This is a genomic window from Streptomyces sp. NPDC048612 (assembly GCF_043199295.1).
Classification (GTDB): Bacteria; Actinomycetota; Actinomycetes; order Streptomycetales; family Streptomycetaceae; genus Streptomyces.
The window spans coordinates 488599-515595 of record NZ_JBICVV010000002.1 but is presented as its reverse complement, the minus strand read 5'-3'; the positions used below and the strand labels follow the sequence as shown (position 1 = coordinate 515595).

Genomic DNA, 26997 nt, shown 5'->3' with positions numbered 1-26997 from the left:
GGCATGGGAGGGGCCCCACTGTGGGAGCGTGCTTCGCGCGATGTCAGGCCGCGAGGGCAAGGGTGGGTGGCCCTCGCCTCACGACACTGTGGTGGAGCGCGGGGTCCCGCGGGCCGGGTTTGTCATCCCCGTACGAAACGGGTGCGCGCCGCGCCTCGTCGTGCGCCGCTCCCAGGCCCCTGAGCAGGGCACGGACCAGCACCAGCGCCCTCCGCACCGCACCGACCAGCGTCCGTACGGCCATCCCGTGGGCCGCCGGGGCCGACAGCCGGACCAGCCGCCACAGCGCGGCCTCGCCCCGCCGCAGCAGCCAGCCGAGGGCGAGCGCCGCCAGCAGATGCCCCAGCAGCATGGGCAGCGACGGCAGCAGACCGTGCAGCACCACCGGGTCGGCGGCCGGGCCACCGGCCGTGCCGTGCCCCGCCGGTGCCACCCCGGCCGCAGAGGCCGTGTCGAAGCCGCCCGAGCCGAGCACCCGGCGCGCCTGCGCGCCGTCCAGCCGTCCGCTGCCGCCTCCGCAGGTCAGATGCCGGGCCAGGCTGATCGCGGCCTGGTCCGAGAGCCCGCCGGCACCCGGGCCGCGCGGCGCGGTGGCGGGCACCGGCCGCTGCCCCCAGGAGAACAGCGCATGCAGCGCGAGCTGTCCCACGGCGAGCCCCACGGCGATCCCCGGCAGGGAGCGCTCCCGCCCGGCCAGCGGCACCGCGACCGCGAACACCGCGGCGGCGGCCACGCCCACCGTCCACAACGGGACGGTGGCGCACGAGGCGAGGATGTGCCCGGCCGCGGACAGCGCGACGCAGACCGCGGTGAAGACCGCGGCCCTCAACAGCCGGAGATCGGCGGCTGCGAGCGCTGTGGAGGCGGGCGGTGGAGTCATGGCCGCGCCATCATCCCACTGGTTCCACGGGCGCCCGACGGCAGGTCGGTGTCAAGGGGCGCCCGGTGGGGCGTCCGAGGAGTCAGGCAGGGCGCGCGGAGGCGCATGGGCCGCGCGGCGCCTACACCGATGCGCTCACTCCTCGCATCCGCCGAATGAGCGGTATCACGTGCCGGACATGCTTACGGACCTTGGGGCGCGGCAATAGGTAACGATATGTCGAGCCGCGGCCAGGAGGCTGGAGCGATGAGCATCTGGTGGTCACTCCATTTGCGGCGCGAGGCTGCGAGCGTGCCGCTCGCCCGTCGTCTGCTGCTGGGCACGATGGAGACCGCGGGCGTGGACCCGGACATCTGCTACGACCTGTCGGTGGCCCTCTCCGAAGCCTGCGCCAACGCCGTCGAGCACGGGGGCGACGCCACCGAGGACTACCGCGTCACCGCCTTCATCGACGGCGACACCTGCCGCATCGAAGTCACCGACTCGGGCCCCGGCTTCCACCACAGCGCCCCACCCCACACGGCCACGGACCGCGCCCTCCCCCCGGCCCCCGTGCCCACCCCCGCGCAGCCCACCGAGTTCGCCGAGGACGGCCGGGGCCTCTTCCTCATCGAGGCCCTCACCGACCACGTCCGCTACCGCAACCGCACAGGCCGCCCCGGCGCCGTGGTCAGCTTCGACAAGATCCTCAAATGGCGCGAGGGCGCGGCACTGCCGATGGCGTCGTGAGCGCCGCAGGCGTCCGGCGGTGAGCCACCCGCCCGAAGCGACCGGGATGCGATGACCGCTGGTTCATCGCCTGCTTCCGGCCGGATCGCTCCCCCCTGCAACTCACCTTCCGGTCCCGCCGTCCTGATCATGTGGCCAGGTCTCCAACAGGTCCGATCAGCAGGGGGAATGCAGGATCATGTCCAACGGCACCATGACCGCCTCAGCGACCAGGGGCACATCGCCGGACCGGCACCCCAGCAGGGGGAACATCACGTGCACCGCCCAACACGCCCAAGGCCGAGGTGCCGCAGTGGCGACCGGCCGCACGCGGAGCCGTATCACCGCGGTCGCACTCGTCGCCATGCTCGCATCTGGAGGATGCGCGTCCGGCTTGGGGAAGAACGATCCGCTGCCCGTCAAGAGCAAGGGCGGAGCCGAGCACGCAGCCCGGGCTCTGATCGACCGGCTGGCCGGTCAGTACCGCCTCCGGGTTGAGGACAAGCCCGTGAGCAAGGAGTTCCGCGACTGCTTCGGCAAGAACCACGAACGCGCCAACGATGGACGCTTCGACCTGTCCTATGCCGCTCGTGCTGAGCTTCCCGGAGACGAGCACGGGAAGGCGCTGCGCCCCATGCGCAAGAAGCTTGAAGCCGAAGGCTACGAAATCAGCGGATACCGTGAGCAGCCGTCGCAAGCCCTCATGGACGCGAAGGGCGGCAGCAACAACTTCTTCGTCTCGGTGGAGACCTACGGGAGCGGCAATGCCCTGGTGTTCTCGGTGAACACCCCTTGCTTCCTGCCGCCCGGAGTAAAGCAGGAACAGGTATCGGCTCCCGTCCTTGCCGCTGAGACGCCAAGGTGTCAATCCGGGCGAACCCCGGCACATGGATAATTGGCCGGAAATCGCCGCTTGAGGGGGAGCGGCAGCGCGGTCTCGCGGTGGGAGGACCTCCCCCGCGGCGTCCCCTGTCCCTGCGAGACCAGCGCGCACCTGGATTAACGCGAAGTTGCTCGCGTTAACTCGTCCCGGACAATACTTGGCGTGAACCTGCACTGCAATACGGAGCCGTCGTGACGACAGCGCACCATGTCCCGGGCGAGACCCGGCCCGGCGGACGTACGGCCCGCACCCGTCAGGCCGTATTGACCGCCGTTTTCCAGGAGTTGGGCGAGGGCGGCTTCGCCGGGCTGACCATGGACAAGGTCGCGCAGCGCTCCGGAATCCACCTCGCGACGCTCTATCGCCGGTGGCGCTGCCCGGAGGGTCTGGTGTGCGAGCTGCTGACCGAGCTGAGCTCCGATGTGCCGCTGCCGGACTCCGGCAGCCTGCCCGAGGACCTGCGGGCGCTGGCCCGTTCGATAGCCGCGTTCTACGGCGAGGCGCGGATGAGCGGGCTGATCGAGGCGGTGGTCTCGGCCGCGGCGCGTGACCCGCAGGCGGCCTCGGTGCTGCGGTCCTTCTTCGGCGAACGGCTGGCGCTGGCCGGCCGGATGGTGCGGCGGGCCGTCGACCGCGGTGAACTGCCCGCCGACACCGACCCGGAGGAACTGATGTCGGCGCTCGGCGCGCCCTTCTACTACCGGATTCTGATCGCCCGCCGGCCCGTCGACCGGGACCTCGCCGAGTCCGCCGCCACCGCCGTCTGGGCGGCCGCCCGCGCGGGCGCCTACCAGGCGAAGGAGACGGGCGGCGGGCCCGGCAACGGGACGGCTCCCGGCAGCGGTTGATCTGCCGGGAGCCGTTACGAGTATCCGCCGCCGTTACTTGCCGAGCAGGCCGGCCATCCAGGCCTCGACCTCGTCCGACCGCCGGGGCAGCCCGGCCGAGAGGTTCCGGTTGCCGTCGTCCGTGACGAGGATGTCGTCCTCGATGCGGACACCGATGCCCCGGTACTCCTCGGGGACCGTCAGATCGTCCGCCTGGAAGTACAGTCCCGGCTCGACCGTCAGCACCATGCCGGGCTCCAGCGTGCCGTTGACGTAGTGCTCGGTGCGGGCCGCGGCACAGTCGTGGACGTCGAGGCCGAGCATGTGGCCGGTGCCGTGCAGGGTCCAGCGGCGCTGCAGCCCCAGCTCCAGCACCCGCTCGACCGGACCCTCGACCAGGCCCCACTCGACCAGCTTCTCGGCGAGCACCCGCTGCGCCGCGTCGTGGAAGTCGCGGTAGGCCGCGCCCGGCTTGACCGCCGCGATGCCCGCCTCCTGGGCCTCGTACACCGCGTCGTAGATCGTGCGCTGGAGGTCGGTGTAGCGGCCGTTGATCGGCAGGGTGCGGGTGATGTCCGCGGTGTAGAGGGTGTGGGTCTCCACACCGGCGTCCAGCAGGAGCAGCTCGCCAGAGCGGACCGCGCCGTCGTTGCGGACCCAGTGCAGGGTGGTGGCGTGCGGGCCGGCGGCGCAGATCGAGCCGTAGCCGATGTCGTTGCCCTCGACGCGGGCGCGCAGGAAGAACGTTCCCTCGATGTAGCGCTCGCTGGTCGCCTCGGCCTTGTCGAGGACCTTCACGACGTCCTCGAAGCCGCGCACCGTCGAGTCGACGGCCTTCTGCAGCTCACCGATCTCGAACGCGTCCTTGACCGCGCGGGCTTCGGAGAGGAAGACCCGCAGCTCCTCGTCCCGCTCGGCGGTGACCTTGTCGGTCAGCGCGGCCTCGATGCCGGCGTCGTGGCCGCGCACCACGCGGACCGGGCCGGTGGCCTCCCCGAGCGCGTCGGGCAGCTCGCGGACGTCCTTGCAGGGGACGCCGAGCAGCGCCTCGGACTCCTGGAGGCTGTGGCGCCGGCCGACCCACAGCTCGCCCATGCCGTTGAGCCAGAACTCGCCGTTCTCACGGTCGGAGCGCGGCAGCCGGTAGAGCGTCGCCTCATGCGCGACGCCCGCCGGCTCCAGGACCAGGACGCTGTCGTCGGTCTGGTCGCCGGTGAGGTAGACGTACTCCGTCGAGGCGCGGAACGCGTACTCGGTGTCGTTGGAGCGGGTCTTCAGATTGCCCGCCGGGATCACCAGGCGCTCCCCGGGGAAGCGCGCGGACAGCGCGGCCCGCCGCCGGGCCGCGTGCGGGGCCTGCTCGACCGGCTGCAGGTCGCGCAGCTCGGTGTCGGCCCAGCCGCTCTTCATGTTCGCCGCGAGCTCGTCCGAGACGCCCGGGTAAAGGCCGTTCTTGCGCTGCTTGATCGGCTGCTCGTCCTCGTCCGGGGTCTCCGGAGTGAGCGCGTCGGTCACCATGCCTCCCTTAAAGACTGAACCGCATTCCATCGTATGTGCGGATCGAAATCGGTCCAGGGGCAAGAAGCTGTGACCTCTCCGGCACTCCGGCCATAGGAGGCATGGCGCCCGGCAGATCAGGGCGGGCGGAGTGCGCGGGCGCACGCGGCGGGGCGTCCGCCCGCCGTATGTGGCGTGCTCGGGGCCGGCCCCGCGACCAGGGCCGGGGGCCGCCGGACCGGCCCCGAGTCGCCGGACCGGGGGTTACTCCTCGAAGTACGCGGCGAGCAGCACGACGTCCTCCTCCGACGACGGGTCGTCCAGGCCCTGCGGCAGCATCGTGCGGACGACGTGGTCGACGACCGCCTCCGGATCGTGCCGGGCGGCCCGGGGAACGCTCGCGGCGGCCGCGTGCAGCCGGGCGAAGGCGCGGTCCATGGGCTCTCCGGTGCGGTGCAGCAGCCCGTCGCTGTAGAGCAGCAGGGTCTCGCCGGCCATCGGCTCGATCTCCACGCTCGGCGCTTCCCAGCAGGCCAGCATGCCCAGCGGCGCGGACAGCGAGGTCTCCACGTACTCGGTCCGCAGGTCGCCGAGGATCAGCGGCGGGCAGTGGCCGGCCCCGGCCAGCAGGATCTTGCGGGCGAAGGGGTCTGTGACATCGCCGGGCATCGGGGGCGCGGGCGGCCCGCCCGGCGTCCCGGGCGGCGGTTCGGTGAAGGCGAACAGCGCGGTGGCGCTGCGGGCCGGCTCGGTCAGCCGCAGCAGCAGTTCGAGGTCGGAGAGCACCGCGACCGGGTCCTCGCCCTCCATGACGGCGTAGGCGCGTAGCGACGCACGCAGCCGTCCCATGGCCGCGACCGCGCTCGGCCCGTTGCCGGTCACCGAGCCGATGGCCAGCCCCAGCGCGCCGTCCGGGAGCGGCAGCGCGTCGTACCAGTCGCCGCCCCCGCGCGGTCCGCTGCTGTGCCTTACCGCGAGGCGGACGCCGGGGACCCGTGGCAGCCGGTGCGGCAGCAGCTCCTCGCGGAGGGTCCGGACGGCCTGCCGGGTGCGGTGGAGTTCGAGGAGCCGGGCGAGGTGCTCGGCGGCGTGCGCCCGGTAGAGGCCGATGAGATGGCGCTGCCGTTCGGTGGGCGCGGCCGGCTCGTCGTAGAGCCAGACCGCGGCGCCGGTCCGGCCGATGGGGTCGGCGGCGAGCGGGACCGCGTAGCTGGCGGCGTAGCCGAGCCGGGCCGCGACCTCGCGCAGCCGCGGGTCGAGGTCTTTCTCGCCGGGGATGTCGGGTTCGGAGATCTCGGTACACGGTCCGGCCGCCGCGCCGCGGAGGCCGGTGCCGCGGCCCGCGTCGCCCGCCTCGTGCCGGCCGCCGTCGAGCGGTCCGGTCCGGGGGTCGTCGGTGCCGCCCGGCGCCGGAAGGCCGTCCAGTATCCGCGCGTACGACAGGGCGCGGCGCGGGATGGTCTCGATGGTGCCGATCTCGGCGTGGCCGAGGCCGAGCCCGACGGTGGTCTCCGGGCCGAAGCCGTCGGCCGGGCAGAGGACGACCAGACCGCGGCGGGCACCGACCAGGGCGGCGCCGGCGCGCAGCAGCTCGTGCAGGGCGGCCTCCAGCGTGCGGGTGCGCGCGAGCCGTTCGGTCAGGTCGTGCAGGGTGCTGAGGTCGGAGATCCAGCCGGCCAGCCGGTCCTGGACGGCCGCGAGTTGGTCGACGACGGAGCCTTCGGGGGCATCGCCGGGGGCGGCGCCTGACACCGCGTCGGGTGCGGGGGCCGCAGGGGTCCGGGGCGCGCCGTCGGACGGGGCACCGGCGGTGGGGTCCGCGGCGGCCTTCCCCGGGAGCGGGCCGACAGTGTGAGTGGGGGCGGGAAGGGCTGGTTCGATTCCAGCCACTTTCGGTACGTGAGGGGTGGTCATGGCCGACGGCTCTCGTTGCGCCAGGCAATGACCCAGGTCAGGCCGCTCTTCGGCAGGGAGTGCGGCAGTTTGCTGAGAGACGTGGTGCGGTGTGACGACCCGCTCAATTTCCTCAATAGCATCGCAAACCCCCATGTCATGCTGCTCCGCTATCAATGCCTCCAGATGTACACGCATCAACGATGTGATGTCCAGCACTCTCCCCTTGGGGTTTGTGGTGTCAACGAGGTCTGTAGATTGGCCTGAAAAAAGCCCCCCAAGCGTCAATTTGAGGTCGACTGACGGCGATCACCAGCGCGTCATCACCACAGTGGCGGGTACGTACTCGGAAAGGTGCGGGGCCAGTTGGGGCCGCACCGGAACTCTCCGGCGGCGGCCGGCGTCTCATACGACGACGACCGCGACGCACTCCCAAGAGGCGGGGACTGCACCACGGAGGCGCAAGCGCCATGGGCGCGCCACCCCCCGCCATGTTCCACGCTCGGCGTACGGCGTGATGCGCTGCCTTGTACACGCGGTGACCAGTGATCCACGTGGCGTGATCGATATGCGATCGACCCCGGGTTGCACGCCGGGCCGCAGCAACCGCCCCACCACGGCATGAAGCGGCTCGGCAGGAACGACGGCGAACCGGCAAGAAGTGCCATGTAGTGCGATGGACAAGCCCTCGGCGTTAACGGAAAGGAACGAGCGCTCATGCGCGAGATCCTCGGAAGGCGACGCAAGCTCCTGTTCCGGCGCGGCGGAAGGTCGGCGCTGCTCGGTGCGGCGCTCCACTGCGCCACCGAGTGGCAGTGGCCCGTACTTCCCGGCGTGGGGATCAGGCCTGCCGGACGGCAGCCGGCCGGTGCCCGGCTCGGCCTCGGCGAGCGGGCCGGCCGCCGGTGCAGCTGTCCCGACCCCGACTGTGTGGTGCCCGGTGCGCACCCCTTCGACCCCGGCCTGCTGGCCGCCACGACCGATGCCCGGATGGTGCGTTGGTGGTGGACCAACCGCCCCGATGCCCCGCTCGTGCTGGCCACCGGTGGCGGCGCGCCCTGCGCGGTGAGCCTGCCCGCCGTCGCCGGCGCCCGCGCCTTGGCGGCCCTGGACCACTTCGGCGTGCGCCTCGGCCCCGTAGTGGCCACGCCCACCCGCTGGTCGCTGCTCGTCTCCCCGTACGACCTCGCCGAGTTGGGCGAGCTGCTGCACTCCCAGGACTGGGTGCCCAGCTCCCTGCGCTTCCACGGCGAGGGCGGCTATCTGGTGCTCCCGCCCTCCCAGATCGGCGCCGGCCGGGTCCGCTGGGAGCGGCCGCCGGTTTCCCCCAAGCCCTCGACGTCTCCCCCGCTCTCCGCTTCGTTGGAGCGGGGGGACCTCCATGCGCAGGGGGGACCCGCCCCCTCGGCTGCGCCCTGGCTGCCGAAGGTGAGCACGATCGTGGACGCCCTGGTCAGGGCGAGCACCAGTACCCCCGACGGCGGCAGTCGGCTCGCGTACTGACGCCGCGGCGGTCGTGGGCCGGGCGGAGGGTCGAAACAACGCGCGGAGGGATCACCCGTTCGGGTGTGACCGGGCCGGACAACTACGGGAATCGGGCGTCCGGGTGTCCTGGGGCACCCTCGCGGCCCGATAAGTTCGGCCCACCGTTCAAGCCGCCCTCGGCGGCATCTTCCTCGCAGGTGGGGCCCATGCAGCGTGCCCAGAAACTCCGCATGACCGGTCTCGCCGGTGTGGCGGTGCTCGCCGTCGTCGTACCGCTGGGTGCCGCAATGGCCGGTCCGGCCGACCTCGTGGCGTCCGGGATGGCCGTCACGTCCGAAAACCGCCCTGCGACCAAAAGGGGCATCAGCTCCGATAGTGCCGCCAAACCGGGCATCGGCCCTGCCGCCGCCCGCACCCGGACCGCCACCGGCTCGCCTGCCGGCCCCGCCCTGTCGCCCCGTCCGGGCCGTACCTCCCGCTGCGGCCCCCAACTCCGCACTCCCCAGCGGATCGAGGCCCAGACCTGTGTGCTCGCCGAGGACGGCCTGACCTGGGGGCGGACCTACTACCGCAATCGCACCGGCGCTCCGCTGCGCGCCGCGCTGACGCTGCTGCGGCCGGACGGTACGACCGTCCAGGTGCACTGCGAGGTGGCGGCGGCCGACGCGCCGGGCCTGTGCGAGACGCCGACCGGGGCGACCCTGCGCAAGGGCGGGCCGTACGGCGCGGTGGCGGAGTTCTCCGACGCGGCGGGGGAGCGGCTGCTGCTGCGCTCCGGCAGCAACTCGGCGGCGGGAGCCCGTGGTTCGGGCCGCTGACGGCGTGGGGCGGGCGGCCGCCGGGGCCGGGCAAGCGGAGCGCCTGGCTCCGGGCATGGAAGCGCCCGGTCGCTGGCGACGGGGGATGCACCAGCGACCGGGCTTCTAGAACCGTAACAAGAGATCGGCGGTTCGCAAATTCGATCGTGGAATTCCGGACGCCTATTTACCGGCAGGTACGGGGAGTTGTGACAGGCGTCACGCCTGAGGTCCCCGTGGGCGTCCGGATCGCACGGCCGGGCGGTCCGGTTAGCTCAGGGTGACCTGGCGGTTGGTGAGCCCACCGCGTGCCCGGCGTTCCTCGGAGGTCAGCGGGGCGGTGGCCGTGAGCGCCTCGGCCAGCCGCTCGGCGAACGCGGCGGCCGGCTTGGCGACGTCCTCGGCGCTCATCGACGAGGGCAGGTCCCAGACCGGAACGACCAGGCCGTGGGCGCGGAACGAGCCCACCAGACGGGTGCCTTCACCGAGCGAGGAGGCGCCCGCGGCGTGCAGCCGGGCGAGCGCGTCCAGCAGCTGCTCCTCGGGGTGCCCGGTGACCCAGCGCAGATGGTTCTTCTCCGGGGCCTCGCACCAGTACGCGCCCTCCAGGCCGGGAATCCGCTGGGTGGGAATGGCCGCAGCGTTGGCCCGCTCCAGAGAGGCCGCGACCTCGCCGGTGGCGTTCTCGGCGTTCTCCACCCAGAACTCGAAGCCGGTGTGGACGGTCGGCTCAAAAACGGCGCCCGGGTCGAGCAGGTCCTGCAGCCGCGGACCGTCGGGCGACGGGCGGCCGGCGGGGACCGGGGTGCCGGGCTCGGTGGCCAGCGCGCGCTGGAGGGTGTCGGCGAGGTCGCGGCTGAGGTCGCCGGAGGCGGTGTCGTTCTGCACGCCGAGCATCACCGCGCCGTTGTCGCGGCGCAGCGCGGGCCAGGCCATCGGCAGCACGGTCGCCAGCGTCACGGACGGGACGCCCTCGGGCAGTCCGCCCTTCAGCGTCAACTCGGCGGTGGCGGCGGGCACCAGCTCGCGCAGCGCCACCCAGTCGCACTCACCGGACAGGCCTTCGAAGGGGCGCTGCACCAGCTCGGTGGCGGCGTGCGCCGCCTGTCGCCCGTGACAGGCCTTGTACCGGCGGCCGGAGCCGCAGGGGCAGGGCTCACGGGCGCCGACGACCGGCACCTCGCCGCCCTTGATCTGCGATGCTGCGGCCTGGGGCTGAGGACGGCGCTTCTTGGCCATGGCGACGGTGTCTCCTGGTCGATCCTGGGCGTACGGACGCGTATCGGCGCGAGCCTAGAGGATTGCGTACGAGGTCGCGCCCGGCCGCGCGCGGCCGTGTCCCGCCGTGCCGCTATGGCAGATCGTCGAAGTCCGGGAAGTCCGGTGTCAGTGGCCTGCCCCTGACCGGCCCCGCGTCCGTGGTGAGGGAGGGCGGCAGATCGGGTGTCAGGTCCACGCGCGTAGCGAACGCGCCCTGAAGCGAGAGTGCCGCCCAGACCGTCACTTCGCCGACGGCCGAGTCGCGAACGCCCCAGTCCTTGGCGAGCGAGCGGATGATGGCCAGGCCGCGGCCGCCGCGGGCGGTGACCGAGGGAGTGGACGGAAGGGGCCGGGTCGGGCCGCCGCCGTCCGTGACCGCGACGGTCAGTCTGCCCTGCGCGTCGATCTGCCAGGAGGCCCGGACGGACGCCGCCGGGGCGTCCTGCGCGCCGACCGTCGTGGAAAGCGGTGTTCCGCGTTCGTATATCGGACGCGCATGGCGACACGAATTGCTCAACAGCTCGGAAAGAATGAGGACCGCGTCATCGACGACTGTGTCCTGAACTCCACTTGCCAACAGTTCTTCACGCATGCGCCGCCTGGCCATGCCGACACCCACAGGACCATGGGGTACGGCCATGATCGACGACGTCGGCACCTCTTGTGCCACCACCAACGCCACCCCCGAGACCTCCTTTGCCCCACGCCACGGGATGAATGCCCCAATGGACTGGACCGGAAACCGGCCAAGCGGCACATGGTGACGCATTGGACACTCTCGAATACGGCCCGAATGCGCCGGTGCACACCCTGTGAAGGGCTTTAGCCAAGGCCGAGTTGGTTTCGTACCTGCTTGGGGCGGTTCGTGATCACCGCATCCACGCCCAACTCCTGGCACAGCGCGACATCGTCGGCGTCATTGACGGTCCAGACGTGGACGCGGTGGCCCGCGCGATGCGCCTTGGCGACGTAGTCGGGGTGCGAACGGAGGATGCGTATACCGGGGCCCGCGATGCCGACGCCGGGCGGGAGCCGGCCGTCGCGGTGCCGTGGCGTGAGGAACTGCATCAGGTAGACGCCCGGGATGCAGGGCGCCGCGGCCCGTACGCGGTGCAGGGAGCGGGCCGAGAAGCTCATGACCCGGACCGACGGGGTCCAGTCGGTGCGCATGGCCGGATTCGTGTGCCCGAACCGGGTCAGCAGCTCGACCAGCCGCTCCTCCACCTGTCCGGCCCAGCGCGTCGGGTGTTTGGTCTCGATGGCCAGCTCGACCCGGCGGTCCGCGTCGGCGACCAGCTCCAGCAGCCGCTCCAGCGTCAGGACGGAGGTCCGCTCGGGGTCCTCGTGCTGCCGGTCCGGTGCCTCGTTCGCGAACCCCTCGTCCTTCCAGGAGCCGAAGTCGAGCATGGCCAGGTCGGCGAGCTCCAGGGCGGAGACCGAGCCGCGCCCGTTGGACGTGCGGTTCACCCGCCGGTCGTGCACGCAGACCAGATGTCCGTCCGCGGTCAGCCGGACATCGCACTCCAGGGCGTCCGCCCCGTCCTCGATCGCCTTGCGGTAGGCCGCCAGGGTGTGTTCCGGGGCCTCCTCGGAGGCTCCGCGGTGGGCGATGACGGAAATGGCGGGACGGTCCGGACGGGCGTCCTGGGCAGGGCGTGCAGAGGTCACCGCGTTATCGTGCCATCCGCCGCCGACGGGCCGCCGGGTGTGTATCTGAGGCGGGTAACAGGGGATGCGTCGTTTTTGCCCGGAATAAAGGATGAGGGGACAGTCACAGCCTCGGCTTACGGTGCTCTGACGCGCGGTGGGAAAGGGTGGTAGGGAGACTCGCCCGCACCCGCCCGGCCCGGATCGCCGGACGGGCCCGCGGACGGGACTCACGCACGGCCGGGGTGTGCGGGACGGGACCCGCGGACCAGGGCCGGCGACCCCGGACCGGCGGACCGGGACTCGCCCGTATCGCCGGGATACTTGATCCTGGAGTACCGGGTCCCCCGTCCACCGGCACGAGGAACGGTACGACTCGGTGAGCCGCCTGCGGCCCGCCGGACCGCAAGCACCGCACCACCCGGCGGACCGCCAGGCCCGCCGGAACCGGAACAACCGCATCACCCGGACGCACCCCCAGGGTCCGGCCGAACCGCAAGCCCCGGAAGAAGCGGCCCGCCCCGTGTCCCGGACAGGGATGAGATCCGCGGGGGCAGGGAAGCAGCCTGCCAGGGCCGTGGGCGACGACAGTCATGAAGCTGAGGAGAGAGCTGTGAGCACCGAGAACGAGGGAGCCGCCGTCCCGTCGGAGGCCAAGCCGCCGACCGGGCCGCAGCCGGACAGCGCCCCCGCGTCCGCCTCCGGCGCCCAGACTCCCGACGCCCCGTACGCATCGCCCCCGCCGCCGGGCTTCGCCCCGACCGTCGGCTCGGCCCAGGGCCCCGGGCAGCCTCCGCAGCCCGGCTTCGGCCACCCCGGCGACGACCCCATGACCGAGCAGACCGCCCAGATCCCGCCGTACCCGGGCGCCGCTCACGGCACCCCCGGTGCGGGCGGCGGCTGGGGCCAGCAGCCCCCGTACGGCGGCGACCCCTGGGGCGTGGCCGGCAGCCCCGCGCCCAAGCGGCGTAACGGCGGCTTGATCGCGGCCGTCCTGGTGGCCGCCCTGGTGGCCGGCGGTATCGGCGGCGGCATCGGCTTCTGGGCCGCGGGCCAGAACGACAGCGCCTCGACGACGGTCTCCGCGCCCGGCGACCCCGGGGCGCTGAACCGCAAGCCCACCTCCGTCTCCGGGATAGCGCAGAAGGCCCTGCCGAGCGTCGTGACGATCGAGGCGCAGGGTGCCACCGGCGAGGGCGGCACCGGCACCGGCTTCATCTACGACAAGCAGGGCCACATCCTCACCAACAACCACGTGGTCGCCAGCGCGGCCGGCGGCGGCAAGCTCACCGCGACGTTCTCCAACGGCAAGAAGTACGACGCCGAGGTCGTCGGCAACGCCCAGGGCTACGACGTTGCCGTGATCAAGCTGAAGAACGCATCCGGCGCCCCGCTCAACCCGCTCCCGCTCGGCAAGTCCGGCAATGTGCAGGTCGGCGACGCCACGATCGCCATCGGCGCCCCCTTCGGCCTCTCCGGCACGGTCACCACCGGCATCATCAGCGCCAAGGACCGCCCGGTGGCCTCCAGCGACGGCGGCGGCACCAGCGCCTCGTACATGAGCGCCCTTCAGACCGACGCCTCGATAAACCCCGGTAACTCCGGCGGCCCCCTGATGGACGCCGCCGGCAACGTCATCGGCATCAACTCCGCGATCCAGTCCGCGGGCAACGGCGGTGGCATGGGCGGCGAGTCCCAGCAGTCCGGCAGCATCGGCCTCGGCTTCGCGATCCCCATCGACCAGGCCAAGCGCGTCGCCCAGGACCTGATCAGGACCGGCAAGCCGGTCTACCCCCAGATCGGCGTCCAGGTCGGCATGCGGGACACCGGCAACGGCGCCACCATCGCCAGGACCGGCAACAACGGCTCCAAGGCCGTCACCCCGAACGGCCCCGCCGCCAAGGCGGGCCTCCGCCCCGGCGACACCATCACCAAGCTCGACGACACGGTGATCGACAGCGGCCCCACCCTCATCAGCGAGATCTGGCAGCACAAGCCCGGCGACGAGGTCACCCTCACCTACAAGCGCGGCGGCAAGGAGCACACGACCCAGGTGACCCTGGGCCAGCGCACAGGCGACAAGTGACGCGCTAGTCTGATCCCGCGACACCTTCGCGCCCCGCGCACCGGTGCCGCGGGGAGGCTTGCCCGAGCGGCCTAAGGGAACAGTCTTGAAAACTGTCGTGGCGGCAACGTCACCGTGGGTTCAAATCCCACAGCCTCCGCAGAGGTCAGCGAATTAGCTGGTCAGAAGGGGTGCCCGAGTGGATCGGGCACCCCTTCTGCGTTCGTCCTGGCTCACCAGGTCCGCCTGTATCCCGGCGTTGACCAAGGCGTACGGGCCAGTGGCGGGCCGGGATTCCGGCGGTGGCGGGTGTCCTCACCCGCCCAGCTCCTGCTCGATCAAGGCGTTCGCTCGCGTCTGAGTCCTGTCAGCACCTCGGTGTGAAAGCGGTGGGGCCGGCCACGCTGTGGCCGGCTCGCCCCTCTTTGGTGGTGCCTGAATGTCTCGCGAGCCTTAGCGGGACGAGGGGGAGCGACTGGTGTTGCGGGCTGGCCGTTTCAACTCACGCGCCTCGTAGGGCCTTCCGCCGTGCGTCCCCCTGAAGCGAAGGGGCAGCCCAGTCGGGTCTCTACAGCGGGTTGGTAGGGTGCCTGCCCCTTGAGGTGCGTTGCTTGAGTATGCGTCCTGAGCGAGGGCCACGCCCGCGTAGGCACGCACCGTTTGTGGGTATGGGCGCTATCTCAGATGCTCGATCGAGACGTCGCCCCACTGTTGCGCTATGTATTCGGCGACTAGTCGACGATGACAATGCCCCGCATGATCTTCGCTGCAGAGCAGGACTGCGTTGTTCAGTAGTTCCCGTGGGACGGTGTTCTCAATGTGGCGATGCTTCATCAATTCCAGGAAGCGTTCTTCGTAGGATGTCCAGCTGGCGCCTCGCTTCTTGTAGTCCTCGAGCATGGGCTGGGTTGGCGCCAGATCGACACGATGGGCGTATTGCACGTCGCAGATCTCATGGAGGAAGTACTTCAGATCATCGCGCTTGGCGAAGCCTGATAATTGTGAGACGTTGTTCAGTCGCACGTCGACCAGTGTTGTCACCTCAGCTTTGCGTAGGAGTCCGAAAAACTTCTCTGCGGACTTCTTTGTGAAGCCGATTGTGTATAGTTTCATTTTCCCGACGTCCCGTTGGTGCGGAGCTCCTCATCGACATACGCAATCCGGTGTTCCTGGCGGCTGAGAGCTTCCTGGAGTCGCTCAGTCTGCGTCCGGAATAGTTCTTCCTGATCCAGTCCGAAATCCGCCATCAAGCGTCCCATTGCCGTGACATGGCTCTCGATGTGGCCGTCGCCGTGGATGTGTTCGATGGTGATCCCGTGTTCTTCGAGCGCGCGCGAGACAAGGACACAGCGATGGCATTCAAGTGGTTCTTGTTCAGTGCACATGATGGCGATCCGCTCGTTCTGTGCACCCTTTAGTAGCCGATTGATGCCGCTGACGAAATCCGGGGTCTGGGCGAGGCGGCTGTACTGGACCTGTCCGTCGACATAGCATGTGACGTCTTTCGTGCGCGCGCCGAGTTCCTTCCCGAGGAAGGCGTACTTGATGTCAACCTCGCACAAGCTACGTTTCACTGCATCTCGGTTGAAATGGGGAGTGAAACGGCTTGCGGGTGTCGATCGCACATCGGCGACTGCCGTAACTTCATGCTTGTGAAGTAGGCTTAGGAAATGTGAAGCACTGTGCGTGGAGTGGCCGACGGTAAACACGGTATTCAATGTCATTGCTTGCTGCCTGCTTAAATCTTTGCTCGCTCGATGATGGCTGCCACCAATTTGTAAGCGTGGCCCTTGAATTCCTCGCCGAGACTCACCGTAAGGAAAGATTCGCCCAATTTGTATCGTCCTTCTGGCTTGGCCAGGTATGCCTGTTCGTACTCAGAATCAGTCACCCGCAGCGTGTACCTGTAGCCAGCGTGGCAAAAATGTGCGTCCACGACCAGTTTCGCATCGTCGTACTCCGCGCCAATGACATGCACTTGTAATGTAAGGGAGCTGACGCGTATGAGCTTGAGTGAGTCCGACAAAGAGTCTGCTTCTTCGATCGAGACCCGGTTGTTGATTCCGTTATAGGAGCTATACCCGTTTTCCCATATGGTGTCCGGGGACTGCTCCAGCGTGAGTAGTTTCGCCCAATCGGCCCTGCCGGTCTTCTTCCAGGGGCGGGGATCAAGGAGCCAGTTCTCGCTCTGGTAAGCGCTTGGCTGAGGGCGGAGGAGCGGCATAGAGACAAGATCGAGGACTCTTGGTTCCGATCCATCGGCATATTGGCGCTCGCTTTCACGTACGCCATGGTCCCAGCGGGCGCTGACTGGGCGTATCCACTGCCTCGAACCGTCGTCAACGATGCCCGCGACACATCGGCCCCCATTCTTACGGGAGTTCGCTAAGCACACGAGTGTCTTGGTCATTGTCATGTGTACCCCCATGGCTGAAGAGCTGGCCTGTTCGTGACGGTAACTCAGCGCTCTAGCACAAAGCGACGACTACCGCGGATGTGAGCACCCCTACCAGCCAGGGTTAGGTCGAGAATCTGCGTGCTCGAAGGGGGTCTGACCGAGCCACACGTGATTCATAGCCCAGACTGGCGCTCCCGCCTTGATCACGACTGACCTTCGATTCCGCAGGTCAGAACGAGCCTACGGCGAGATTGCAATGGTCACGCATGCCCTGGCCGGCTAGCGGCGCTGGGCTAGATCGCGTGACCGCGAACTCCGCCAGCCCCATGGGGTTGGGGTAACAATGGCTAGATCCCGACCTGCTCTTGGCGAAGTGATGAGCGGATCTGCGGCGGTCACGGCGTCAGATGGCATCCAGGTTGCTGCGCTGGTGAAGCAGACTGCAGATCTCTCAAGGTCGACTATGGGAGGCCGGGATGGCTGACGAGTTCGTGCAGGGCTGGGACCTTGGGCGCTGTCTGTCGCTTCTGACTGACATTGATGCCTGAGGGGCGTGGGTGAGGGGGCGTGGAGGGGGCAGGCCGCTCCGACGCTCTGAGGTGCTGTGAGCATGGCCCCTCCGGGCGCGAGGAGTGGTGGAGTGGGCTTGGCTGAAAAGCGATTGATTATGGCGAACAAGCGCTGGGATGCTCGTTGGTGAACGTGATCCATACGGGGGAACGGAGTACCACCCTTGAAGACGAAGCTCATTGCGCTTGGTGGCGCTGCGCTTATTGCGACGCTGCCGTTGGCCGCCTCTACGTCTGCCTCTGCCGCGACGGTCTGCCGGAAGGGGTCGGTGTGCACGTGGTCGAAGAATGACTTCGGCGGCACGAAGCGCACCAGTGGCTTGAACCCCTCGCCGGGCTGTTACCCGTGGAGCGGCAAGACGGTCTCCAACCAGAGCAAGAGGAAGATCCGGGTCTACAGCGACGTCTCGTGCTACGGGAAGACCGTCGACATCAAGCCCGGTCACTGGGGGCAGACCAAGCCGGGGGCGACGATCAAGTCCATCGCGGTCCTCGGTCCGTGACCTGCGCTTAGGAGTTACTCGGCACCGCTGACGGCGGACACGGATACGGACACGGCCCCGGCCCTTGCAATCGCGAGGGCCGGGGCCGTTTCTTTGTCCTCAGACTTTGGCGTAGCCCCTTCGGGTTCCGGGGGAGGGGCTGGAGCTTCAGGCGAGTGGTGGTGGCCTGATGTCTGATCAGTCGTCGTCGCCGTCGTGGTCGTTCTGGTCGTCCTGGTCGATGTGCTGGTTGAGGATCTTGCCGTTGGCCGCGTCGATGGTGACTTCGTGGCTCTTGTGGTCCTTGCCGAGGACGTCGACCTCCCAGACGGCGGAGCCGTTGCGGTCGTTGTCGTCGAGGCCGTAGGAGACGACGGTGCCGGGGACGGCCTTCACGGCCTGGTCGGTGGCCTTGCTGTGGCCGATCTTGTCGGCCTTGATCAGGGCCTGGGTCTCGGCGGCGTCCTGGGCGGCGTCGTCGTCGCGGTCGGTGTGCTGGTTGAGGACCTTGCCGTTGCCGGCGTCGATGGTGACGTCGTGGTTCTTGTGGTCCTTGCCGAAGACGTCGACCTCCCAGATGAGGGAGCCGTTGCGGTCCGCGTTGTCGAGCTCGGCCGAAGTCGCGGTGCCGGGGACGGCCTTGAGGGCCTTGGCGGTGGCCTCGGACTGGCTGAGCTTGTCGGCCTTGACCTGCGCGCGGTCCTTGGCGGTGTCGTCCAGGTGGCGCTCGTTCTGGGAGAGCTGGACCGAGGACTGCGGGGCCGGGCCCTCGTCGTCCGCGAAGGCGGTCGCGGCACTCGTGCTGCCGATCAGGGCGACAGCGGCGGCCGTGGCGAGGACGGCGGCGCGGGGGGTGAGGGTGCGCTTGGCGGTGGCCTTCATGGGGACGTTCCTCCGGATCGTGTCGCGGTTGTGTTCTGTCGGTGGGCCCTGTCGCGCCCTTCCGACATTCACCACAGTGCCGATCCGAACCTGAACACAGCCTGAAGTTCTGAAGCGTTCTTCAGGTTGGGGGTGGGGCGATGTCCGTGGCGCCCCTTCCGGGCAGTGTCGACGGTGTCGTTCTCTCTTCAGTCAGTCGTTCTTTCTTCAGCCAGGGGACCGCCTTTGGGCGTTGGCTCCGGGCCTGTGGCGGGCCTTGGGCGGGGCACCGCGGGAGGTTCGCGAGGGGGGAAGCGGAGTGGTTGGTTTCTCTGCCGAATGGCAGATGTGGGGGGTGTGGGGGTGGGGCGAGACTGCGGGGGCGTCCCGGGGAGTGGGCTGTGTGGGCCTGCTGTGGTGGTCGAACGGGGCGTGGGTGGCGACTAGTTGAAGGGGAGCGGGTCATGGGGCTGGTTCGGTTGGGTTCGGTTCGGTGGGTGGGGCTTGCGACCGCGGTGGCGGTGGCGGCGGCGTTGGTGGGGACGGGAGGGGCTGGGGCTGAGGGGGTGGCGGGACTTGCGGTGGGGGGTGACCGGGCTGGTGTTGCTGCGGAGGTGGGGGCGGAGCGGGGGGATCGGTGGGTGCAGGGGTGGGGTGTGGGGGTGCAGCGGCCGATGGGCGGTGATGTGGATGAGGTGGCGAACTGGTCGAGGGAGGGGTTTCGGCGGCAGTCGGTTCGGCAGGTTGTCCGGGTCAGTGCGGGTGGGGCCCGGGTGCGGATCAGGGTGTCGAATCGGTTTGGCGAGGGGCCGCTGCGGGTGTCAGGGGCGGTGGTGGCGCGGTCCGGGGGAGGGGCGCAGGCGTGGCCCGGGACCACGCGGAAGGTGACGTTCCGGCGCTCCGGTTCGACGGTGGTTCCGGTTGGCGGCGAGGCTGTCGGTGATGCGGTGTCGCTGCCGACGTCGCCGTTGGAGAAGCTGGTCGTCACGTTGTACTTCGCCGGGAAGACCGGGCCGGCCACCTTCCACCGTGTCGGGCTGGCGACGTCCTACCGGGCCGACGGCAATCACCTCAACGATGCGTCGGCCGAGGCCTATCGGCAGTCCTCGCAGTCGTCGTACTTCCTCAGCGGGGTCGATGTCTCCGGGCCGTTCCGGGCGAGGCGGAACACCGTGGTGGCGTTGGGGGATTCGGCCACCGACGGGGTGGGGGCCACGGCGGAGGCCGACCGCCGGTATACGGACGGTCTTGCCGAGCGGCTGGTCGCCGGTCGCCGGAAGGTGGGTGTGGTCAATGCCGGTATCGCCGGAAACATGCTGCTGACCAGCAGTTCCTGCTTCGGTGAGAAGGGGGTCACGCGGTTTCGGCGGGATGTCCTGGGCCGGCCGGGGGTGCGTACGGTGATCGTCGAGCTGGGGGGCAATGACATCGGGGCCAACTGGGCCACGGGGGCCTGCTTCCCGTCGTCGCACAAGCCGGTCTCGGCGCGCCAGATCACCGAGGGCTACCGGGCGTTGATCCGGGCCGCGCACGCTCGGGGGATCAAGGTCGTCGGGGCCACGGTGATACCGCTGAGTGGGTATCCGGGCTATTCCGCCAGGGTCGAGCGGCTGCGGGCGCAGGTGAACCACTGGATTCGTACCAGTGGTGCCTATGACGCGGTCGTCGACTTCGACAAGGCCCTGGCGGACCCGGCTCATCCGGAGCGGCCGCGTCCGGGCTATGTCTCTGAGGACGGGTTGCACCCCAACGACGCCGGCTACCAGGCCATCGCCAACGCCTTTGATCTCAAGAGCCTTTGAATGGTGCGGATGGATTGGTTGACCGGGTCACATTTTACGGAGGCATTTGTTGATTTCGTTCGCCGAGAGAGGATTGGCGTTTGGGCAGGCAAGTGGGGTGGTGGGGCGGTAAAATGCCCCGGTCGCGTGGGGATATTCGTGGTGAGTGCTGCTAAGTTGCGAAAACATGCGGGTGCCTGGGAACGCTTCTAGCGTGAGTGTCATGAGCACTCAACAGACAACACAGGACAGGTACTACACGGTGGTTGCGGGTGACACGCTCTCCGGTATTGCGTCTCACTTCCATACCACTGTGAAGCAGCTGCAGATCTGGAACAACATATCGGACCCGAACGTCATCAAGGTGGGGCAGCGGCTGATTGTCGCCAAGGCCTCCGTGGGAGAGCCGCAGCCCGGCGATCCCAGCTTTGTTCCGTTCCCCGGTGCTGAATGGTTCAAGACGCTGCCGACCAGCCCGATCATCCAGATGATGGGGCTGCGCCTCGTGGAGGAAGGGTGCGGTGCGCCCTACGGGTTCAGTGGTCCGGGGCCGAAGTGGAATGACAAGCACCGTCAGGCCTATGCCTCCTTCCAGCGCGCGTTGGGGTACTCGGGCTCGGATGCGGACGGCTGGCCGGGGCGGAGGTCCTGGGATCAGCTGCGGGTTCCGATCCCGGAGGAGGATTACGGCGCTGCGGCTGCGGAGTGAGGCAAGGCGGTCAGGACGGTCGGTGCGGTCAGTGCGGTCAAGGCCGTGCGGTCTCCAGCTCGGCCGGTGCCGGTCAACCCGTAGTGAATAGTGCGAAATCCCTGCCTTGTGGCTGCTGGGTGATATGGCGGCTGTGGGGTGGGGATTCTCGCGTGTCGTGGATTGGGGGTGGGGATTGCTGGGAGGGGGCGCGGTAAAATTGTGGAATCCGGAATTACCTTTCAGATGTGATGCGGAAAGTGGGTAGTCGTTACGGTGGGTGTGCGGAGGGTGGGGAAAGCGGGCGGTTTCCGGCGGGGGGTTGTGGTGATTCGGCGGGCCGAGGGGCGGGATGCTGCGCGGCTGACTCGGCTGGTGCGGAGTTCTCGTGCCTATGAGGGGCGGTATTCCTCGATGGTCGAGGGGTATCGGGTGGGGCCGGACTACATCGAGGCGCACCGGGTTTTCGTCGCCGTGGAGGAACGGGGGGAGGAGGGCCCGGGTGCGGGGGAGGCAGAGCGGGTCCTGGGGTTCTATGCGCTCATGGTCGAGTCGGCCGAACTGGATTTGATGTTCGTGGCGGATCAGGCGCAGGGGTACGGCATCGGGCGCCGGCTGGTCGAGCATCTGCGGGGTGAGGCGCGTCGGGCCGGGCTCGACAGGGTGCGGGTGGTGTCGCATCCGCCCGCTGAGGGCTTCTACCGCAGTGTGGGCGCCCGGCCGGTCGGAACGGTGCGGGCGAATCCGCCCGTGGTGATGTGGGACCGGCCGGAGCTTGCCTTCTTGGTGGAGGCTGAGGGGGAGGCGTGACCTCTGGGGCCGGTGGGAGGCGGGCGGCGGGGCCGGTGCAGGCCCTGGCGGCCCGGGGGTAAATCGCTGGCGAGGCAGGGCCTGCGCGGTGAGTGTGTGGGGATGACGCGTTCATTTGAGGAGCTGGTGGCCGAGGCCGAGGCCGTTTCGGTCGCGGGGTGGGATTTCTCGTGGCTGGCGGGGCGGGCTACGGAGGAGCGGCCCTCGTGGGGATATCAGCGGGCGATGGGTGAGCGGTTGGCGCACGCGTCGGCCGCGTTGGATCTTCAGACGGGTGGCGGTGAGGTGCTCGCCGGGGCGGCGAAGCTGCCGCCGGTGATGGTGGCCACGGAGTCCTGGCCGCCGAATGCCGCCAAGGCCACCGAGCTGTTGCATCCGCTCGGGGCGGTGGTGGTGGCCGATGCGGACGAGCCGCCGCTGCCGTTCGCCGATGCGGCGTTCGACCTGGTCACGAGCCGGCATCCGGTGACCGTGTGGTGGGAGGAGATCGCCCGGGTGCTGCGGCCCGGCGGTCGGTATTTCTCCCAACAGGTCGGGCCGGCGAGTGTGTTCGAGCTGGTGGAGTACTTCCTGGGGCCGCAGCCGGAGCACGTACGGCGGGCCCGTCATCCCGAGGATGCGCGCCGGGCGGCGGAGGCGGCGGGGCTTGAGGTGGTCGATCTGCGCGCGGAGTCGCTGCGGACCGAGTTCTTCGACATCGGGGCGGTCATCTACTTCCTGCGGAAGGTGGTGTGGATGGTGCCCGGCTTCACGGTCGCGGAATACCGGGAGCGGTTGCGGGAGTTGGATGCCCAGATCCGGAAGGAGGGGGCGTTCGTGGCCCGGACGACCCGGTTCCTGATCGAGGCGCGGAAGGTGTAGGGCGGGGCTCTGGGTGCGGGCGTTCGGGGGCGGGGTGTCGGCCCCAGGTGCCCCCAGCCTTGCCCCCCCCCGCTGTGCACCGGGTGGTGTCTCCTCTTGCTTGCGTCTCTTGATCGCGTCCCCTAGCCGTGGCGGGCGGCTGACGCGATCGTCGCCTGGGCCTCTGCCGCGGAGAGGCCGGTGTGGCGGGCGGCCGCGGTCAGGCGGGCGGTGAGTTCCTGGGCGAGGCCGGACTCCTGGGCGCGGCAGGCGGCCCAGAAGAGGCGGGCGTTGCGTTGGCCGCGCGGGGACGCCCGGACGAAGCGTATGAGGGCGGCGGCGGGCTGGGGTGGGACGCCGTACGGGGATTCGCGGTGGGTGGGCGGTGGCGGGGCCGTGAGGAGGGCGAGCAGGGCGTCCGGTACGGGGGCGGGGAGGTGGGGTGCGTCCGGTGCGAGGGTGTAGCGGCCGTGGGTGGTGCGTGAGCCGGGGCCGACGAGGTAGCCGCCCGCGCCGCGGACGTCGATGCCCGGGGCGAGCTTGCCGACGGAGTTCGGTACGGGTGGGGACGGCGGGCCGGTGAACCAGAGGTGGCGGCCGCCGCTGGGCGTCAGGACCGTGACCGTCGGCGGTATCGGGAAGCCGTGCTGTTCGGCGAGGAAGCGGAGGGCGGTGAGGCCGTCGGCGCCGTTCTTGGTGTCGAGATCGATGCCGATGAGGTGGTGCGGGGGCCGGCCGCAGGCGATGCCGTAGCCGGTGGCCCATGGGGCGGCGGCGAACATCCGGCGGACGGTGAGCGGGTCGGTGCTCGCGTCGTGTACGCCGTGCCCGAGCCGGCCGCAGGCGCCGCGGCAGGGAGGGTGCTCCGGGTGCCCGCGGTGCGGGGACCGGATGGCGGGGAGCTTGCTGCGGGTCAGCGGGATGACGGGGTGGCCGGCCTCGGCGGCGAGGAGCGCCTGGGGGAGTGCGGTGGCGGCGGTGGAGGGGTTTTCGGCGGAGGGACTTGCCCGGGGAGTGGAGGGGTTGGGGGCGGTGGGCTCGGCAGGGGCCAGGTCGGGCCGTGAAATGAGTGGGGGGTCGGTGCGGGGGCCCGGTGGCTGATCAGCCCAGGGGTCGAGTGGCCGGTCGGACCGGGTCTCGGGCAGGCGGTCAGCGCGTGCGGCGAGGGGCTGGTCGGTCGGTGGATCGGGCGGGTGGTCGGCCCGTGGATCGGGCCGGTGGGCAGTGGGGGTCCGACATGGCGGCGGTGCATGGCCATGGCTCTATTTTCGTACGGATGTTCGATGAAGGGAAGGGGGCGCGTGGTGCAGTGGCCCGCGCGCCGGGATCGTGGGTGCGCCGGGTGGCGCTCGCCGTCCCGTCGCGGGTGGGCGTGCGGTGGGGTCTGGTGCCATCGCGGGGGTGTGGCCGGGGGTGACGTGTGGGGCAGGGGTTTAAGCCGGGGTTGCTCATGCTTGCGGGGGAATCAGTGCCTCGTGACGGGTTCACCGGGGTTTCGTGGGCAAAGCTGACTTCGCGACGTCGGGAAGAACATCGCGGTGGTTGGCCAACTGCCCGGTGAATAGGGGGAGTTAGAGGAGTCAGCTGTCCAGTGATGGGGGCGGTCCGGGGTGCGGGAGCGGAGGGGGAGGGGCCGGTAGGTCCGGTCGGCGGCCCGCCCGTCGAGGGGGCGTGTCTCGCGGACCCGCAGATTCATACAGCAGGCCAGGGCAGGGCAGGTCGGGCCGAGCCGGAGCAGATCAGGCCGTACTCAAGCAGGCCGGCCCCACAGTTTCAGTGATCCAGAAGTCGTGTTCCGTAGGAGGAAGACACATGGCAAGCACCCGTACCGCCCGCGCGATCGCCGTTGTCGCCGCGCTGCCCTTTGCGGCCGCGCTGTTCACCGGTGTGGCGCAGGCCGACAACGGCGGCTTCGCGACCAGTGGGTCGAGTTCGGCGGCGACGAGCCAGACGGGGACCGGCGTCGGCGGTGACAACCTCGGCAACTCGACGACCGGCCAGCAGGTCGCCAATGGCGCCGGCGCCTCCAACCAGAACAACACCGCGAGCGTGAACGGCACCTCCGGCCCCACGGAGGTCCAGCAGACCAACACCACCGTGAACTTCACCAACGCCGAGTGATCGATCCGGTTCGCCGGGCTTGCCTCGTCGCGCCGGGCCCGCATCGCCGCGCCGGGGCCTTCCCCGCCGCGCGGGGACCCGGCCCGCCGCGCAGGGGTCGCGGCGTTGACCGGTAGGTGAGCGTCAGGGTCGGCACGGAGGGAATGGGGCTTCTCCGGGGTTCACTGCGCCGACCTTGACAGCGAGCGGGTTTCTGACGGACAGTCAGAAACCCGCTCGCTCGTTCGTATGCCCGAACCCAGCGCACCGGGCGTACGGCCACCAGAAGGGGAGGCCGCCGACGTGCACCTCGCCCCCACCGCGCACCTGGAGCGACTGCGTGCCGAACTCCGCTCGTACTTCCGGGAGGTGCTGCCGGACGGGCCGGCCGAGGACGCCGCGGCGCAGCGTGCGGTGCTGCGCCGGATCGGCGCCGACGGCATGCTGGGCCTGGGCTGGCCGACCGCGTACGGGGGGCAGGGGCGCGGCCCCGACGAGCAGTTCGTCTTCTTCGACGAGGCGTACCGCGCGGGCGCCCCGGTCTCGATGGTCACCCTGAACACCGTCGGTCCGACCCTGATGAAATACGGCACGCAGCAGCAGAAGGACTACTTCCTGCCGCGCATCCTCAGTGGGGAGATCGTCTTCGCGATCGGCTACACGGAGCCCGAGGCCGGTACCGATCTCGCCGCCCTCCGCACCCGCGCGGTGAAGCAGCCGGGCGAAGACGCGACGAGCACCGCCCGCGCCCCCGAAGGCGCCGCGGACACCGCCCCCACCCCCAAGGACCCCACCCCCCAAGCCCCCCACTGGCTGATCGACGGCGCCAAGAGCTTCACCAGTAACGCCCATCGGGCCGACTGGATCTGGCTCGCCTGTCGTACCGACCCGGAGGTGCCCAAGCACCGAGGCATCTCGATCATCCTGGTGCCCACCGACGCCCCGGGCTTCTCGTGGACGCCGATCGAGACCGTTGGCGGGCTCACGACCACCGCCACGTACTACGACGGGGTGCGCGTCCCGGCCGGGAACCTCGTCGGGGCGGAGAACTCCGGCTGGCAGCTGATCACCAATCAGCTCAACCACGAGCGCGTCGCGCTGGCCGCTCTCGGCATGCAGGCCGAGGACGCCTTGGGCGCGGCGCTGGCGTACGCCCGGACGCCGGACCGGGAGACCGGTGGGCGGCCCGCCGACCGGCCATGGGTGCGGTCGCGGCTCGCCGAGGCGCACGCCCGGCTGGCCGCCACCCGGCTGCTGAACTGGCGGCTGGTGGGCGACGTGGGCGCCGGGACGCTCAGCCCCGGCGACGCCAGCGGCGTCAAGTTCGCGGGGACGGAGAGCACCGTCGAGGTCTACCGGATCTGCCAGGAGGTCGCCGGGGACGCCGCCCTGGTACGGGCCGGTTCGCCGGGCGTCCTCGGGGACGGGGAGCTGGAGCGGATGAACCGTGCGGCCCAGATCAACACGTTCGGGGGCGGAGTGAGCGAGGTCCAGCGGGAGATCGTCGCGACGATGCGGCTGGGGATGCGGAGGGGGCGGCGATGAGCCCGGTGCAGCTCACGTACGAGCAGCTCAAGGCCTATGAGGGGCGGCCCACTTCGGCCGCCGGTGTGGGCAAGGACCTGGTCAACGAGCCGATGATCCGGCACTGGTGCGAGGCCGTGGGCGACACCAGCCCCGCCTACCGGGGCGCGGACGCCATCGCGCCGCCGACCATGTTGCAGGCCTGGACGATGGGCGGCCTCTCGGGGCACGCGGACCGTTCGGGGGCGTACGACGAACTGTCCGGGCTGCTGGACAGTGCCGGGTACACCTCCATCGTGGCCACCGACTGCGAGCAGGAGTATCTGCGGCCGCTGCGGCCCGGGGACCGGATCACCTTCGACTCGGTGATCGAGTCGGTGTCGGAGCGCAAGACCACGAAGCTGGGCGCCGGGCACTTCATCACCACCCGGATGGACATCCACGCGGACGGCGTGCCGGCCGGAACGCATCGCTTCCGTGTCCTCAAGTACGCCCCGGCCGCACGGCCCGCCAAAACGGAGGAGCCGCCGAAGGCACCCCAGCAGCCCCGGGCCCGGCGCCCCCGTCCCGTGATCAACCGTGACAACGCCGGCTTCTGGGAGGGCGTCCGCGCGCACCGGCTGCTGATCCAGCGCTGTACGGGCTGCCGGGTGCTGCGCTTCCCCTGGTTGCCGGGGTGCAATGCCTGCGGCTCACCGGAGTGGGACACCGTCGAGGCGAGCGGCGCGGGGACGGTCTTCTCGTACGTCGTGATGCACCACCCGCCGTTCCCCGCCTTCTCGGTGGGGGACGGGCCGGGCGAGGGGGCGGGCGCCGCCACCGCGGCCTCCTACGCGGTCGGCCTGATCGAGCTGGCGGAGGGGGTGCGGATGGTCAGCAACATCGTCGGCATCCCCTGCGACAAGGTGCGGATCGGCATGCCCGTACGGCTCGAATTCTTCTGTGCGGATGAGGAGTTGGAGCTTCCGGTCTTCCGGGTGATCGAGGGGGGTGAGGGGTGAG

25 protein-coding genes and 1 tRNA gene are annotated in these 26997 nt (G+C 70.1%); 15 read left to right on the top strand and 11 right to left on the bottom strand.

Annotated elements, in window-relative coordinates; translation table 11 throughout:
• Positions 1-43 precede the first annotated feature (43 nt).
• Complete coding sequence (locus ACGFN2_RS05600; RefSeq protein WP_393357752.1) at positions 44-880, bottom strand: hypothetical protein; 837 nt, start codon at positions 878-880, stop codon at positions 44-46.
• 246 nt (positions 881-1126) lie between these two features.
• Between ACGFN2_RS05600 and ACGFN2_RS05595 the strand changes: the two genes are divergently transcribed.
• The 3 genes from ACGFN2_RS05595 (at position 1127) to ACGFN2_RS05585 (ending at position 3319) form a co-directional block, all read left to right on the top strand.
• Positions 1127-1609, top strand: a complete 483-nt coding sequence (locus tag ACGFN2_RS05595) for an ATP-binding protein (RefSeq protein WP_362604021.1) — start codon at positions 1127-1129, stop codon at positions 1607-1609.
• Between the two features lie 292 nt (positions 1610-1901).
• Positions 1902-2483, top strand: coding sequence for a hypothetical protein (locus ACGFN2_RS05590; RefSeq protein WP_393357750.1), 582 nt, complete (start codon positions 1902-1904; stop codon positions 2481-2483).
• 179 nt (positions 2484-2662) lie between these two features.
• The gene (locus tag ACGFN2_RS05585; RefSeq protein WP_393357748.1) at positions 2663-3319 is read left to right on the top strand and encodes a TetR-like C-terminal domain-containing protein; all 657 of its coding nucleotides are present in this window, start codon (positions 2663-2665) and stop codon (positions 3317-3319) included.
• Positions 3320-3352: 33 nt separating this feature from the next.
• On the opposite strand, the gene ACGFN2_RS05580 is transcribed toward ACGFN2_RS05585, so the two are convergent.
• Together ACGFN2_RS05580 and ACGFN2_RS05575 are read right to left on the bottom strand one after the other, a co-directional pair.
• Entirely contained in the window at positions 3353-4813 is a 1461-nt protein-coding gene (locus ACGFN2_RS05580; protein WP_393358010.1) for an aminopeptidase P family protein, read from the bottom strand.
• Positions 4814-5059: 246 nt separating this feature from the next.
• On the bottom strand, positions 5060-6886 hold the full coding sequence (locus ACGFN2_RS05575) for a PP2C family protein-serine/threonine phosphatase (RefSeq protein WP_393358008.1): 1827 nt from the start codon (positions 6884-6886) through the stop codon (positions 5060-5062).
• A 519-nt stretch (positions 6887-7405) separates the two neighbouring features.
• On the opposite strand from ACGFN2_RS05575, the gene ACGFN2_RS05570 reads away from it, so the two are divergent.
• Both ACGFN2_RS05570 and ACGFN2_RS05565 read left to right on the top strand, forming a co-directional pair.
• The gene (locus tag ACGFN2_RS05570) at positions 7406-8191 is read left to right on the top strand and encodes a bifunctional DNA primase/polymerase (RefSeq protein ID WP_362604015.1); all 786 of its coding nucleotides are present in this window, start codon (positions 7406-7408) and stop codon (positions 8189-8191) included.
• 188 nt (positions 8192-8379) lie between these two features.
• A complete protein-coding gene (locus ACGFN2_RS05565) occupies positions 8380-8991 on the top strand; it encodes a hypothetical protein (protein WP_362604013.1) in 612 nt (203 codons plus the stop codon).
• Between the two features lie 249 nt (positions 8992-9240).
• Here the strand turns inward: ACGFN2_RS05565 and ACGFN2_RS05560 are convergent, their stop codons facing one another.
• From ACGFN2_RS05560 to ACGFN2_RS05550, 3 genes are all read right to left on the bottom strand, one after another.
• Positions 9241-10209 carry a DUF5926 family protein gene (locus tag ACGFN2_RS05560; protein WP_393357745.1) on the bottom strand — a complete coding sequence of 323 codons (969 nt, stop codon included), beginning with the start codon at positions 10207-10209 and terminating at the stop codon, positions 9241-9243.
• Positions 10210-10321: 112 nt separating this feature from the next.
• Positions 10322-10999 carry an ATP-binding protein gene (locus ACGFN2_RS05555; protein ID WP_393357743.1) on the bottom strand — a complete coding sequence of 226 codons (678 nt, stop codon included), beginning with the start codon at positions 10997-10999 and terminating at the stop codon, positions 10322-10324.
• 53 nt (positions 11000-11052) lie between these two features.
• Entirely contained in the window at positions 11053-11898 is an 846-nt protein-coding gene (locus tag ACGFN2_RS05550; RefSeq protein ID WP_393357741.1) for a glycerophosphodiester phosphodiesterase, read from the bottom strand.
• Between the two features lie 592 nt (positions 11899-12490).
• Between ACGFN2_RS05550 and ACGFN2_RS05545 the strand changes: the two genes are divergently transcribed.
• Together ACGFN2_RS05545 and ACGFN2_RS05540 are read left to right on the top strand one after the other, a co-directional pair.
• Positions 12491-13963 (top strand): trypsin-like peptidase domain-containing protein, encoded by a 1473-nt coding sequence (locus tag ACGFN2_RS05545; protein ID WP_362604005.1) that lies wholly within the window; start codon positions 12491-12493, stop codon positions 13961-13963.
• Positions 13964-14015: 52 nt separating this feature from the next.
• Positions 14016-14102: transfer RNA gene (locus ACGFN2_RS05540), tRNA-Ser, on the top strand.
• Positions 14103-14617: 515 nt separating this feature from the next.
• Here the strand turns inward: ACGFN2_RS05540 and ACGFN2_RS05535 are convergent.
• Genes ACGFN2_RS05535 through ACGFN2_RS05525 form a run of 3 tightly spaced genes read right to left on the bottom strand, consistent with a single transcriptional unit; the run spans position 14618 to position 16358 of the window.
• Positions 14618-15055: a DUF488 family protein gene (locus ACGFN2_RS05535; protein ID WP_393357739.1), complete on the bottom strand. Its 438-nt coding sequence runs from the start codon at positions 15053-15055 to the stop codon at positions 14618-14620.
• Complete coding sequence (locus tag ACGFN2_RS05530) at positions 15052-15666, bottom strand: DUF488 family protein (protein ID WP_393357737.1); 615 nt, start codon at positions 15664-15666, stop codon at positions 15052-15054. Before ACGFN2_RS05530 ends, ACGFN2_RS05535 begins: the two co-directional genes overlap by 4 nt.
• Before the next feature lie 14 nt (positions 15667-15680).
• Positions 15681-16358 (bottom strand): hypothetical protein, encoded by a 678-nt coding sequence (locus tag ACGFN2_RS05525; RefSeq protein WP_393357735.1) that lies wholly within the window; start codon positions 16356-16358, stop codon positions 15681-15683.
• Positions 16359-17073: 715 nt separating this feature from the next.
• Here ACGFN2_RS05525 and ACGFN2_RS05520 point away from each other — a divergent pair.
• Positions 17074-17412 (top strand): peptidase inhibitor family I36 protein, encoded by a 339-nt coding sequence (locus tag ACGFN2_RS05520; protein ID WP_393357733.1) that lies wholly within the window; start codon positions 17074-17076, stop codon positions 17410-17412.
• Positions 17413-17589: 177 nt separating this feature from the next.
• On the opposite strand, the gene ACGFN2_RS05515 is transcribed toward ACGFN2_RS05520, so the two are convergent.
• The gene (locus ACGFN2_RS05515; protein WP_393357731.1) at positions 17590-18273 is read right to left on the bottom strand and encodes a PepSY domain-containing protein; all 684 of its coding nucleotides are present in this window, start codon (positions 18271-18273) and stop codon (positions 17590-17592) included.
• A gap of 635 nt (positions 18274-18908) precedes the next feature.
• On the opposite strand from ACGFN2_RS05515, the gene ACGFN2_RS05510 reads away from it, so the two are divergent.
• From ACGFN2_RS05510 to ACGFN2_RS05495, 4 genes are all read left to right on the top strand, one after another.
• Positions 18909-20054 (top strand): SGNH/GDSL hydrolase family protein, encoded by a 1146-nt coding sequence (locus ACGFN2_RS05510; protein ID WP_393357729.1) that lies wholly within the window; start codon positions 18909-18911, stop codon positions 20052-20054.
• Between the two features lie 202 nt (positions 20055-20256).
• Complete coding sequence (locus tag ACGFN2_RS05505) at positions 20257-20742, top strand: peptidoglycan-binding protein (protein ID WP_362603979.1); 486 nt, start codon at positions 20257-20259, stop codon at positions 20740-20742.
• 303 nt (positions 20743-21045) lie between these two features.
• Positions 21046-21531: a GNAT family N-acetyltransferase gene (locus ACGFN2_RS05500; protein ID WP_362604097.1), complete on the top strand. Its 486-nt coding sequence runs from the start codon at positions 21046-21048 to the stop codon at positions 21529-21531.
• A gap of 102 nt (positions 21532-21633) precedes the next feature.
• Positions 21634-22392, top strand: a complete 759-nt coding sequence (locus tag ACGFN2_RS05495; protein ID WP_393357726.1) for a class I SAM-dependent methyltransferase — start codon at positions 21634-21636, stop codon at positions 22390-22392.
• 122 nt (positions 22393-22514) lie between these two features.
• Here ACGFN2_RS05495 and ACGFN2_RS05490 read toward each other — a convergent pair whose 3' ends face one another.
• Positions 22515-23438 (bottom strand): bifunctional DNA primase/polymerase, encoded by a 924-nt coding sequence (locus tag ACGFN2_RS05490; RefSeq protein WP_393358006.1) that lies wholly within the window; start codon positions 23436-23438, stop codon positions 22515-22517.
• 745 nt (positions 23439-24183) lie between these two features.
• On the opposite strand from ACGFN2_RS05490, the gene ACGFN2_RS05485 reads away from it, so the two are divergent.
• The 3 genes from ACGFN2_RS05485 (at position 24184) to ACGFN2_RS05475 (ending at position 26996) form a co-directional block, all read left to right on the top strand.
• Entirely contained in the window at positions 24184-24492 is a 309-nt protein-coding gene (locus ACGFN2_RS05485; protein ID WP_362603975.1) for a hypothetical protein, read from the top strand.
• Positions 24493-24774: 282 nt separating this feature from the next.
• A complete protein-coding gene (locus tag ACGFN2_RS05480; RefSeq protein ID WP_393358004.1) occupies positions 24775-26016 on the top strand; it encodes an acyl-CoA dehydrogenase family protein in 1242 nt (413 codons plus the stop codon).
• Positions 26013-26996: a bifunctional MaoC family dehydratase N-terminal/OB-fold nucleic acid binding domain-containing protein gene (locus tag ACGFN2_RS05475; RefSeq protein ID WP_393357724.1), complete on the top strand. Its 984-nt coding sequence runs from the start codon at positions 26013-26015 to the stop codon at positions 26994-26996. Before ACGFN2_RS05480 ends, ACGFN2_RS05475 begins: the two co-directional genes overlap by 4 nt.
• Position 26997 lies beyond the last annotated feature (1 nt).